At 39.8% G+C, this 12238-nt stretch carries 8 protein-coding genes and 1 tRNA gene; 4 read left to right on the forward strand and 5 right to left on the reverse strand.

Annotated features, from left to right (window positions below; translation table 11 throughout):
- Window positions 1-103 precede the first annotated feature (103 nt).
- Window positions 104-271, forward strand: coding sequence for a helix-turn-helix domain-containing protein (locus Q0081_RS32020; protein ID WP_409034103.1), 168 nt, complete (start codon window positions 104-106; stop codon window positions 269-271).
- 117 nt (window positions 272-388) lie between these two features.
- Window positions 389-1336 (forward strand): hypothetical protein, encoded by a 948-nt coding sequence (locus Q0081_RS26565; protein WP_298360761.1) that lies wholly within the window; start codon window positions 389-391, stop codon window positions 1334-1336.
- A gap of 759 nt (window positions 1337-2095) precedes the next feature.
- On the opposite strand, the gene Q0081_RS26570 is transcribed toward Q0081_RS26565, so the two are convergent.
- Entirely contained in the window at window positions 2096-3154 is a 1059-nt protein-coding gene (locus Q0081_RS26570) for a J domain-containing protein (protein WP_298360763.1), read from the reverse strand.
- Window positions 3155-3402: 248 nt separating this feature from the next.
- Window positions 3403-3479 (reverse strand) — tRNA-Asp (locus Q0081_RS26575).
- A gap of 198 nt (window positions 3480-3677) precedes the next feature.
- On the opposite strand from Q0081_RS26575, the gene Q0081_RS26580 reads away from it, so the two are divergent.
- Together Q0081_RS26580 and Q0081_RS26585 are read left to right on the forward strand one after the other, a co-directional pair.
- On the forward strand, window positions 3678-4778 hold the full coding sequence (locus Q0081_RS26580) for a Nif3-like dinuclear metal center hexameric protein (protein ID WP_298360765.1): 1101 nt from the start codon (window positions 3678-3680) through the stop codon (window positions 4776-4778).
- 69 nt (window positions 4779-4847) lie between these two features.
- On the forward strand, window positions 4848-5579 hold the full coding sequence (locus tag Q0081_RS26585; RefSeq protein ID WP_298360767.1) for a zinc ribbon domain-containing protein: 732 nt from the start codon (window positions 4848-4850) through the stop codon (window positions 5577-5579).
- 437 nt (window positions 5580-6016) lie between these two features.
- Here Q0081_RS26585 and Q0081_RS26590 read toward each other — a convergent pair whose 3' ends face one another.
- The 3 genes from Q0081_RS26590 to Q0081_RS26600 form a co-directional block, all read right to left on the reverse strand.
- Complete coding sequence (locus Q0081_RS26590; RefSeq protein WP_298360769.1) at window positions 6017-7141, reverse strand: glycerate kinase; 1125 nt, start codon at window positions 7139-7141, stop codon at window positions 6017-6019.
- A 39-nt stretch (window positions 7142-7180) separates the two neighbouring features.
- Window positions 7181-9505, reverse strand: a complete 2325-nt coding sequence (locus Q0081_RS26595) for a penicillin-binding protein 1A (protein ID WP_298360771.1) — start codon at window positions 9503-9505, stop codon at window positions 7181-7183.
- Window positions 9506-9585: 80 nt separating this feature from the next.
- Window positions 9586-11811, reverse strand: a complete 2226-nt coding sequence (locus Q0081_RS26600) for a tetratricopeptide repeat protein (RefSeq protein ID WP_298360772.1) — start codon at window positions 11809-11811, stop codon at window positions 9586-9588.
- Between the last annotated feature and the right edge of the window lie 427 nt (window positions 11812-12238).

Raw genomic sequence — 12238 nt, forward strand, 5'->3', positions numbered from 1 at the left:
ATTACAACAGCAAAATGACAAGCATAGTATCAAAGAAAGGCGTAAAAAAGCAGGTTGGAATGACCAGTACTTGCTCAATATTATTAAAAACAACACCATTTAGGTGCGTTTAACCTGTAAAGAGGCGGCAAGGTTCTTAAAAATCAATATCGTAACACTTTGGAGCCGGACGAAAGACGGAACTATCCCAGCCCATAGGCAAGGACGGCGCGTGCTGTACCGCGAAAGTGATTTGTTAGGCTCAATCAAACGGATTCAAACTAATGTATAGCCCACCGGTTGTGAATAGTTCGGAATTTTTTAAAGTAGTTTGAGACAAGAAAGGAGCGCAATTTTTACGCTCCTTTTTCCTTCAATATGTTCGATTTATAAACATTTACCAAGGCAAATGATTGATTTCATAAAGTTACGAATAAACGATAAAGGTTTTGCCGAATGGTTACTAAAAAACCCCAAATTTGAAATTGAGGTTAAGACTAAGGTTGACCCCGATTCAGGCGAAGAAAAGGAGATTTGCAGAACCCTTGAGTTTAAAAACCTGAAAATTGTAGTATTTCCATCGGGTTTTGTGGAGATAACTGGTAGCTTGCACGTATTCGCCAACGATGGAGCGCACAATTACGACGGATTTAATTATGTGCGATTGGTGGAAACAATTGGGGAGGTGGTGGCATTACTGGAAACCTCCCCCGACCGCGTGAGCCTCCACAACGTAGAGTTTGGGGTAAATATCTTACTTGATACCTCCCCCTCCAAGTTCTTGGATACTATTCTGAACTATCGGTTCAAACTCCCCGAAATGCGAATGTTTAACGGCAAAGGTTATCTTTTGCAATGGGTGCAACAAAACTACATTGTGAAGGTGTACGACAAAAAACACCAATACCGACTTGATACCAACGTACTAAGGTTTGAAGTAAAAACAATGGCAATGGTACATTTAGCAGGGGTAGAGGTTCGGACGTTAGCGGATTTGTTGGACATCGTAAAATTGAGGCGTTTAGGCGTTGAATTATGTGAGACGTATAAAGGTTTAATGATTGGGGAAAAGTTGGATACAAATCAAATGTCAGGTCCTGAACGAAAGATTTATGAACAAGGGATGAATCCACACTTTTGGCGGGACTTGGAAGACCGAAAAAAACGCAATTACTACCGGGAACGATTTGAGCAAGTTGTAAAAAAATACGGTACCGGACTCCGTGAAACAGTAGGACAACTTATAGCGGAAAAGGTAAGTGAATTGCTAAAAAGTTTGGACATTTTACCCGACCTTAAAAATGAAAACTTAGGACATTATATGCCTTCATATATAGCTATAAAATGTCCAATTTAAGCTCACAACTCTACCTAATATAATTTTGACCTCATTCCTTGCTGAAAAATGTAACATTTGTAAAGAAACTCTTTACAACATACTAATTACGTAGGAAATTGCAATTATTGAATGCCTTTATTAAAAAAGGCATAACCCGACTTTGGGAAACCCTAAATTCTAAAAATTGGGTTCCCTACTTATCATATTCCTTTAATGGCGGGAGGGTATCAAAAAAAGCTTATTAGCCTTGGAGGAATGGGGGCTAACCCCTTGAAGTGGGTTTATTGTATTTTACAACAATTTCATTTGCATTCAAAAACTTGTCCGATAATCGTATTTGAGCATTAGCCACCACTATTTATTTTTTTCGGGCTGGGTAAGTTCAGTTACCTATTCCCAACTTTGTAAAGAAAGTGCCAAAAATTGGCTGCTGAGGCATGAAATTAACAGATTCTGTTACAAAACACCTATTTTAGTGTGCTCACAGAATTGCCATTCGTGTCAAAAAATCACGTAAAATGATGGAAATAATGGGTATTCAAGCCATTTATTCTAATCTGTTACAAGCTGATTAGTAGTAGAAAATATTTCGTTACTTGCTAAGGAATAAGAAAATCAATACCTGAGAGGTTACCAACTCAAAATAGTGCAAAATTAATCAAGATGTTGACCTTCTCCTTCCTACTTCTGATAATTTTTTAATGTCAGAAGAGTTGCAAAAAAGCTTATTGTCATGATGGAATAGGAGTTAGGTCCGTGAAACGATAAGTTTATTAGTTAATTCAGTTCTAATAAGAACATAAAATTAGTCCCTATTGTTTCTACCCAATTTCCTTTATCGTTCATTTCGAGTATAAAGTTCATTTCTTTTTTATAGCTTTCATTTATTTTAATAAAGACATCTAAATAGATTTTGCCATCATCTAAAACAGCACCTCCATTAAAGTCTAATTCAACATATTCTTCTCCTATTTTATTATTTGTTCCTTTGCCTTTAATGAAGGTCTTACCCTTTGATAAATAGACTTCGCAGTTTCCTGAAACATCAATTGAGCGGTAAGTATGATTTCTATCAAGATAATAAAATTTGTATATTCCTTCTGCAATTTTAGGATTAACATTAATTGCCTCTAATTGTTCGGCTGGTTCTTCATCTACTTTAGCAGGCTCTTCTATTGATAAATTTTGAGTTGATTGCACTGTCTTATCATATTCATTTTGAGAAATACCATTAATTTCAGAATTTATGGTTTGCCTATTATCTGGTTTCGTTACAAACAAAAAAATAATCCATCCAACAAAAACAACCAAGGCAATACCGGCGACAACTTGTAAAACACCTTTAAAAACATTGACAGTCTTGTTTTTAGCTATCGAAACATCCTTTTTTATGGCCTCATAAACTTTAGAATAGTTGTCTGATTCTTTAGGCTTATTTCTAAAATTTGTTTGCTGCTGCTCAAATAACTCTCTATCCTTTTTTAGTATTTCTGCCTCCCTCCTAAGTGCTTCTTGCGCAAATTCAAATTGCTGCCTCGTAAACTGCTCTCTTTCTTTCCTTAATCTTTCAGCCTCCTTTCTCAATGCTTCTTGCGCTGCTTCTTGGTAAGAACTACTATTTGTAAAATTTTTGAACCTCATATCATAATCTTTCCTTTTCTGTTCATCGGATAGTGTGCTGTATGCTTCTTGAATAGACTTGAACATTTCCTCAAAGAATTTATCACCTTCATTTTTGTCTGGGTGAAATTTTTTAGAAAGTTTCCGATAGGCGTCTTTAATTTCAGCTATTGAAGCATTATTGGTTACTCCAAGTATTCCGTAGTAGTTCTTCATTTTTAATTAAAATTGACGGGAGGCAAACAGAACAGAAAGACAGTTGAGGAATAAAACTAACGCAATAAACGCCAAATCTTTAGTTGAATGGTACGTTTGGATGCCTCAAATCAGGGAAGGAAATGATTAAAAACCATTTTTGACCGTTTATAGGGAATAGAGCAATCTGCAAATATTTACAGTCTCATTTACAGTTTAAAAAGAAAAACCCCTTAACTAATTGATAGTCAAGGGGTTTAATACTATTTTGGCGGTCCGGACGGGACTCGAACCCGCGACCCCCTGCGTGACAGGCAGGTATTCTAACCAGCTGAACTACCGAACCATTTGACTAAAAAGAACACTACTAAAAATCTTTTATTATTACTTTTTGCGTTTCTATTTCGCTTAAAAGTGGTGCAAAAGTAGTATTTTTAGCATTCATTGCAATACTTTCACTGATAAAAAAGCCTATTTTTTTTATAAAAATCGCGTTTTATGCGCTAACAATTCTGATTACTAAAGAGTTACAATTATCAAAAAAATGTCAAAAATTAAAGATATTACCAATTTTTTAGAAACACTTGCCCCCCTTTCGCTTCAGGAGTCCTACGACAATGCCGGTTTGATTGTGGGAAATCCACAAACGGACGTAACAGGAATTTTAGTAACGCTGGATTCTACGGAAACAATCGTAGAAGAAGCGCTTTCCAAAGGATGTAACCTCATTGTAGCGCATCATCCCATTGTTTTTAAAGGGCTCAAAAAATTGAATGGTAAAAACTACGTCGAACGCACAGTCATGCAGGCCATTAAAAATGACGTAGCCATTTATGCAACCCATACAAACCTTGATCACGTAGTTGGCGGAGTTAATTTTATGATTGCGGAACGTTTAGGCCTTCAAAACGTACACATTTTGGCTCCAAAAAATGATGTATTGATGAAATTAGTCATCTTTATACCAGTTGAAAACACTCAAAATGTATTGGATGCACTGTATAATGCTGGTGTTGGGCAAATCGGCAACTACGACCATTGCAGCTTTCAGGTCAGGGGAACTGGTTCGTTTCGCCCCAATCAAAATGCCAATCCTCATATTGGAACAGTTAATACAGACGAAGCAGTAATTGAAAACCGCATTGAAGTAATTTTTCCTGCTTATTTAGAAAATCAGGTGATGGCTGCTTTGCGTAACGCACATCCTTACGAGGAAGTTGCCCATTATTTGACCTTACTTCAGAACCAACATCAGGAAGTAGGTGCCGGGGCGGTGGGAAATCTGCCGGAAGCATTGTCTGTACACGATTTTCTGGCTTATTTGAAGCAAAACATGAACTTGAATGTTATTCGACACACGGCTTTGGTCAAAGATACGATTCAAAAAATAGCAGTTTGCGGAGGGGCTGGCAGCTTTTTATTAAATGATGCTGTTCGTGCTGAAGCGGATGTTTTTATTACGGCCGATTTCAAGTACCATGAGTTTTTTGATGCCGATGGGCGCATCATTATTTGTGACATTGGACACTATGAAAGCGAAGTTTTTACAAAAGAATTATTACAACGATATTTGTCGAAAAAATTCCCTAATTTTGCGACAATTTTGTCGGAAACTATTACCAATCCAGTAAATTACTACGTGTAAAGTGTCGGCTATCAGGTGTTCGAAAATCATTCTCCGCACTTCATATACCACACTTCAAACCCAACAAATATGGAACTGACCGTCGCGCAGAAATTAGACTTACTGCTTAAATTGCAGCAAATTGACTCACAATTGGATGACATCAAGAAAATCCGCGGCGACTTGCCCGAAGAAGTACGGGATTTAGAAGATGACATTGCGGGTTTCGAGACCCGTATCGGAAAGTACAACAGCGAAATCAGCGTTCTTGATGACGAAATCAGCCGCTATAAAGCGGGTAAGAAAGATGCTGAAAAGTTAATTGCCCGCTATAAAGAACAGCAGATGAACGTCCGCAATAACCGCGAATACGACGCAATCACGAAAGAAATGGAGCTTCAAACGCTCGAAATCGAACTTGCTGAGAAAAAATCCCGCGAAGCGGATTTTAAGATCAAAGCTAAAAAGGAAGAAATTGCGACTACCGATGGATTACTCAAAGAACGTCGGGAAGATTTAAAAGCTAAAAAGCAGGAACTCGATACCATTACCTCCGAAAGCCACGAAGACGAGAAAAAACTGCTTGAGAAACGTGATTTACAAGCTACGAAAGTAGACGAGCGTTTGTTCAAGTCGTATATGAAAATTCGCCTTAACTCCGGCAATGGTTTAGGAGTGGTAACCGTAAAACGCGGTGCCTGCGGAGGTTGTTTTAACGTCGTTCCTCCACAGCGTCAGGCTGATATTCGGGAGAAAAAGAAAATTATCGTTTGTGAACACTGCGGTCGCATCTTTGCTGACGTAGACACAGAATACAAATAATTTTTCCTTCGATTTTAGAATATTTATTTCCCCTAAGCGCTTCTGCCTCTCATCTCGGAATGAATGGATGGCAGGAGCGTTTAAGTTATCTGCCCTTTCAAACGCCTTATTTACAATCGAATGGAATAAAAATCAGAGATATCAAAGGGTTTACAGTAAGGTCACACTCCATTCACAATCAAGTCATATAAATGCTGTTACTTTACACAAAAACAGCATGAAACCATTTTCAAACCAGCGAAGTTTAATTTCACCCCCCCATTGGAAGCTTAAATGGGGCTGGCGTAAGCACCGAAATACTGCGCATTTTAAGCCTAAGAATGAATTATTTGAATTGAATGAACTGCGTAACACACCCTTTCCAGATGTAATAACTTTTTGAGGATTAACCTTATCACAAATTTATCACCCTGCTGACTCACACAGAAATAATCCAACTATCGCAAAGCTAAAAACAGTTTTGCCAGCAGATACGCACTTTCGCTTACACCTTGGTGTGCATACGCAATTGCTTCGTCGAGAGTCATGGGTCGGTTGAGTATGGAAGCGGCATAGTTTAATCCAATACTTTGTACCTCTTCGGCTGAAATCAAAAGGGTGCCACATAATGCAACAACAGGAATTTGTTTCTGGTGAGCAGCTTGAGCAATGCCCGCAATGAGTTTACCTTGAAGGGTCTGCTCATCAATTTTCCCTTCTCCCGTAAATATCAAATCAACTCCCCGAAGCTTTTCTTCAAACCCTGTTTGCTCCATGACAATTTTAACACCTTCTTTCAGTGTTGCCTTTAGGAAAAACAACAAACCGAACCCTAAACCTCCTGCAGCTCCCGTCCCTTCAACCTGTGCTAAATCGACTCCAAAATCGCGTTGTATAATCGTCGCTAAATGCCTTAAACCTTCGTCTAATTTTACTACCATTTCAGCATCAGCGCCTTTTTGAGGCGCATACACATACGCGGCTCCGTATAGCCCGTAAAGAGGGGCTGTAACATCACAAGCAACTTGTATGTCAATAGAAGGGAAAGTAATTGGAGGAATGATTTTCTGAATACAGATAAGATTCTCGCCGATAGGATTCAGGTTTTGGTCATTTTTATCTAAAAAATGCCAGCCCAGTGCCGCCGCCATACCAATCCCTCCGTCAGTGGTTGCGCTGCCACCAATCCCTAAAATAAGTTGTTTGGCTCCTTTATTGACAGCTTCTTGTATAAGTTCCCCTGTCCCAAAAGTCGTAGTCAACAATGGATTACGTTCCTCCGATTGAAGAAGTCGTAAGCCAGAGGCAGTAGCCATTTCAAGATAAGCAGTTTGCCCGTCCGCTGAGAGTCCAAATTCGGCATTTATCTTTCTTCCCAACGGGTCAGAAACAGCAACCGTAAGCATTTGACCTCCTGCATTGAAGGTCAAAATGGTGGCAGTCCCTTCTCCCCCATCGGCCATAGGAATGGCTGAAATTTCGGCATTGGGTACGGCTTTTAAAATCCCCTCCCTCATCGCTTCGCACACTTCGGGGGCGGTGAGCGAACCGCGAAATTTATCGGGAGCGAGAAGTATTTTCATGGATGATGTGTAAAAAACCGACTGGTGGAATATATACGCTTAAAACAGAATACTTTCATCATCTGTCACTTTAGGTCGTAAGTACGTATTGACACTGTCTATTTTCACCCCACCACAGCCGATGTTTGCTTCCATTCCATCGGGTTTAAAGAAACGTTCTCTTCGATAGGGAGATTTTTCACTGCCGGCCAAATCGGGATCAGCGTATACTTTTTGCATATATTTTCCCCAGGCAGGCATTGCAATCCGTGCCCCTTGTCCAAACTCCATTGATGTGAAGTGAACGTGATTGTCTTCCCCCCCTACCCAAACGCCCGTTACCAAATTGGGGGTCATACCCATAAACCAACCATCGGTATAATCGGAAGTAGTTCCTGTTTTGGCAGCAATGTCGTTATTATCCGACAAGTTATATTGCGTCCGCAAACGTTGAGCGGTACCCCAAGGGTCTTCTACGGCACCACGCATTATAAAAAGCATCTGATAAGCCACACTTGGGCTGATAACTTCTTTTTCCTGAATCGGAAAATCAGCCAATACACGCCCGTTTTTGTCTTCAATCCGGGTAACAAAACGCGGCTCCACGTGTTTACCATTATTTGCAAAAGTAGAATAGGCATTTACCATCTCAAATACGGACACGTTAGGAGTTCCGAGACAAATGGTAACTTCTTCCGGAATCGGGCTGGTAATACCTAATTTATGCGCATACTCCACTACCTTTTTGGGCTTTACCATTTTCATTAAATAAACACTGATTGAGTTGACAGATTTTGCCAGGGCCTGACGCAGAGTAAGAGGTTGTCCTGAATAGGTTCCTGTAGAATTTTTAGGGCACCAATCTCCGATACATACCTGTCGATCGACAATAGTCTCGCACGGTGTTACAAAATTTCTATCAATGGCCGAACAGTAGACAAAAGGTTTAAAGGTAGAACCTGGTTGTCTTTTGCCCTGATATACCTGATCGTATTTAAAGTGTTTATAATTAATTCCTCCAACCCATGCTTTTACGTCTCCGTTGCGCGGATCCATCGAAACCATCCCAATACGTAAAAATTTATTATAGTACTTAATGGAATCCAACGGACTCATAATCGTGTCCCGATCACCTCTCCACGAAAAAACACGCATCTTAGTAGGTTTCCGGAGTTCTTTCCAAATTCGTTCTTCATCATCTCCAAAGGCTCGCTTCAACTCTCTGTATCTCCAACTGCGTTTTACGGCTCTTTTTTCAAACCCGGGATCCGGCACGTATCCGCCGTTGGTACCTTTTACTACCCAAGGATTCATTTTCAGGGCTTTGAAATGATTAAAAAACTTTATTTGTTGATCTTTCATGTGTTCCTCGGCTGCCTGCTCTGCATAATTCTGCATTCTCGAATCAATGGTAGTATAAATCCGTAAACCGTCAGTATATAAATCGTATTCGGTTCCGTTCTCTTTGTTGTATTGAGCCAACCACGTTTTCATCCAATCGCGGAGTACTTCACGGAAATAGGGTGCAGGGCCTGAATTATGATTTTCAATATTGAAATTCAGTCCAAGGGGCTTGATTTTATTTTTTGCAAACGTTTCGGGAGTCAAGAAACCATATTTCATCATTTGACCCAATACGACATTGCGCCGTTCCAACGTACGTTCTTTAAACACCCGGGGATTATAACGAGAGGGGTTTTGCAACATTCCCACTAACAATGCCGCCTCTGAGAGTTCCAAATTCCACGGTTCTTTTTTGAAATACGTTTTGGAAGCTGTTTTTATCCCTTCTGCATTGTTTCCAAAAGATACCGTATTGAGGTACATCATCATGATTTCCTGCTTGGTATAGTTTCGCTCCAAGCGTACCGACAATATCCACTCTTTGGTTTTGGCAATGACGGTCTTAATTAAAGGTAAATCTCCCAACGAACCTTTGTATTTTTCGCTGCGGGTTTGAAAAAGGTTTTTAGCCAACTGCTGCGTCAATGTACTTCCTCCACCTGTTGTCCCTTGGTCACTGGATACTACTCCCTTAAAAACCCGAAACATGGAGCGCGGGTCAATACCGGAGTGTTTTACAAAACGGGCATCCTCCGTGGCAATGAGAGCTTTAATGACATTGGGTGATAATTGGTCGAACTCAATTGGAGTACGGTTTTCTATAAAGTACTTGGAAAGCATTTGCCCATCAGCAGTAAGAATCTCCGATGCAACCTGACTTTCGGGATTTTCTATGGCTCGAAGATCAGGCATCCCCCCAAATAACCAGAAAAAATTAAAATAAACCGCTGTAATGTATAAAACGGTGCCTCCGATGACGAGAGCAGCTACTTGCCAGAATCGAATAATAGATTTACGGTACTTCCCTTTCAAAAAAGCCATAGTGGAGTTATATAGATAACACAGACATTAAGCGCAATTATAAGAATTTTTTAATAATATAGAACAAATCCTCGGCTCACTTAACCATTTTTCTTAACTGTAGTAGACTGCTGAGCTTCCAACACCTCTCTTACGCGAGGCAACAAAGTACTCGTAGGGTAGTCTTTTATAAAACTGTTCAGCGCTTTTAGATAGGCTTCTCTTCCTTGTAACTTACCCAATAGATAAATGCGCAATACGGCATATTTATCTTCCATTTTACTGCCTGCATAGGTGACAATAGCCATTTCCAATTGGGCATACGCTTCGGAGTAATTATTTATCTGATACAGGGCCAGAATTTTCTCATAATCTTTGATTGCTTCCAATTCCAAATTTCCAGAGGCCGCTATGGTTCCGTTATTTTTGGTCAACAAACGAGTGTAGGACGAATTGGGATACTCCGCAAGCAACTTTTCTTTCCATCCTTCCTGCGTACTTTTTGAGACGGTCAGATAAAGTAAATAATAAATTTCAGGTTTATAATTGGAATTGGGGAAACGTGCCAAGGTCTTTTCAAAGGTTTTTACGGCATTTTCGGGTTCTTCAAGACTGAATTTATAGATTTTACCCAATTTGTAATACGCATCTTCAATTCGTTGATTGGACGCTTCCAACTCCTGTTTACGGAGTGGAATATTTCTATATAGGGCATCTTTTTTAGCTTTCCAATCAGGTGAGTCTTTCGTCATTTTAGATAAATCACTTCCCACCAATGGTACATTACCTGTCGGCTTTTGGGTTGCTACGGGAGTAATATTATCCGTTTGAGTCAAAAGTGTGGCAACTTTTGCACTGCGCCGCCAATCATCTTCTAACGTCCGATTTCCCCAACGCTGTCTGAATTCCATCTTTCCAGTATTGACTGCTACGGCATTATACAAAACAAAGCGATCTGCCGGGTTACCATCAAAATCAACGGAATTAGTACTCATTGCTTGGGCTTGAGCCACCAATTTCTCTGCCTCTTTTACTTTCCGTTCCTGTTCAGCAATTTCATTTTCAATAAGTCCATCCAAAAATTTATCCAATGTAGCCGGGTTCATCTGCGATAAACGTTGCAGACTGTCTTCGGTACGAATGGTGGTAATCTGTTTTACAAATTCATCGAGCACATCTTTACGCTCGTTTACTTTTTGGAATTGAGGAGAATTAGGCGGCAGTAAAATCAAGGAGCTGTCAAAATATGCTTTAGCCAGTTCATAATTTTGAAGTTTGTCGTAATAAACTTTAGCCATTTCCAAGTACGTGTAAGGTACTTGTGTAGTATTCGTAGTTGTTTGTTGAACTGACTTTTGAAAGAATTGAATGGCTTTAGAATAATTCTTTTTTCGGGTTTCGATGACGCCCATCGAGTAATAGAGCCGATCACGTAAGTCACTGTTTTTACGATCGTTGAGCATTCTCTTAAAACCACCTTCCGTCGAAATAGTCGCATCGGTCAGTGCCGCATTTTGCAGAGCATTCATGTTGGCAAAAAAACCCAAATCATATGAAGGTCGATTTTTCGCTACGGCTTCATAATGTAGGTTGGCAGCTTTTGGTTTATCCAACAAATCATACATTTGAGCCGCTGCAAAATGAATGCGTGCGGTTTCTTCATTCTTGGGCATCAAGTTGAATGTTTCTTCCAATATTCCCAAGGCGAGCGGATATTCCTGTTTTTGCTGGTGTAAATACGCTTTCACTAAATAATAATTGCGGGTATTTTCATCGTTAAGCGGTTGACTGCGCAAAAATTCAGCCACACTCAATGCACTGTTATAGTCTTTAGTCTCGACATAGGCCCGCATCAGCCAAATCAATCCTTCATGTTTATCTTCTTCATCCCGTCCTTTGGCATTTACGTAACGCAATGTTTCAATGCCATCCGTAAATTGTCCTTTATACAATCGCGCCCTCCCAATAAGAACGAGTGCATTGTCTACCCATCGACTGTTTTGATGGCGGTCGGGAACCAAGGAAGCTTTCTTAATTACATCCTGTAACAACGCATCTACGCTTCTGGCCTCTACAGAATCTAACGGTGATAGGATTGGTAACAGCTGATTGTAATCCTCTTTTCGGTTTTTGCGCAATGCAATATCTGCCTCTTTCATCTTATCACGAGCGATGACGTAGGCATTGTATTTGGCAGTAAGATTATGATAACCTACACTCAAACGTCCCGTACTGTACTGAGCGCAACCCAAAAATATTCCTGAAATCCCCAACAGTAGAAGGATTTGGGGGTAAAGAGACGAGGTTAAGTGTTCCTTGTTTTGCATTAAACAACTCACTTTCAATAGTTTACCTTAAAATAAAATATAAAACTTCCGTAAAAATAACGTTTTAAACGTATGAAAAGTATGCAATCACAATGCCAAATGCGATTTCTGCAAAGAAAATCGCATTCATGAGCAACCTTTATCTCAAAGTTATTTGCCATCTATTTTTTTCACCAGTTGCCCTATTAACTTAAATTTAGAGATGTATGGGGTAGTTCTTGAAAGGTGTTGATAGGAAAAGTAAGCATAAGTAAAATTTGTAATTTTGTAATGACCAAACTACAAAAAAATCAAAAACTTATGCTCACAGTAGGGCAATTGCATGAAGTGGTAAGTTAGCCCGACCTTTGGGAAATGAATGTAGCTGAATTTTTCTTTGAGTTGGACGACCCTCGCCGGGACGGAAGCTGTTATCACGTCCTATCGG

It is taken from the genome of Runella sp., assembly GCF_027484545.1.
GTDB lineage: Bacteria > Bacteroidota > Bacteroidia > Cytophagales > Spirosomataceae > Runella.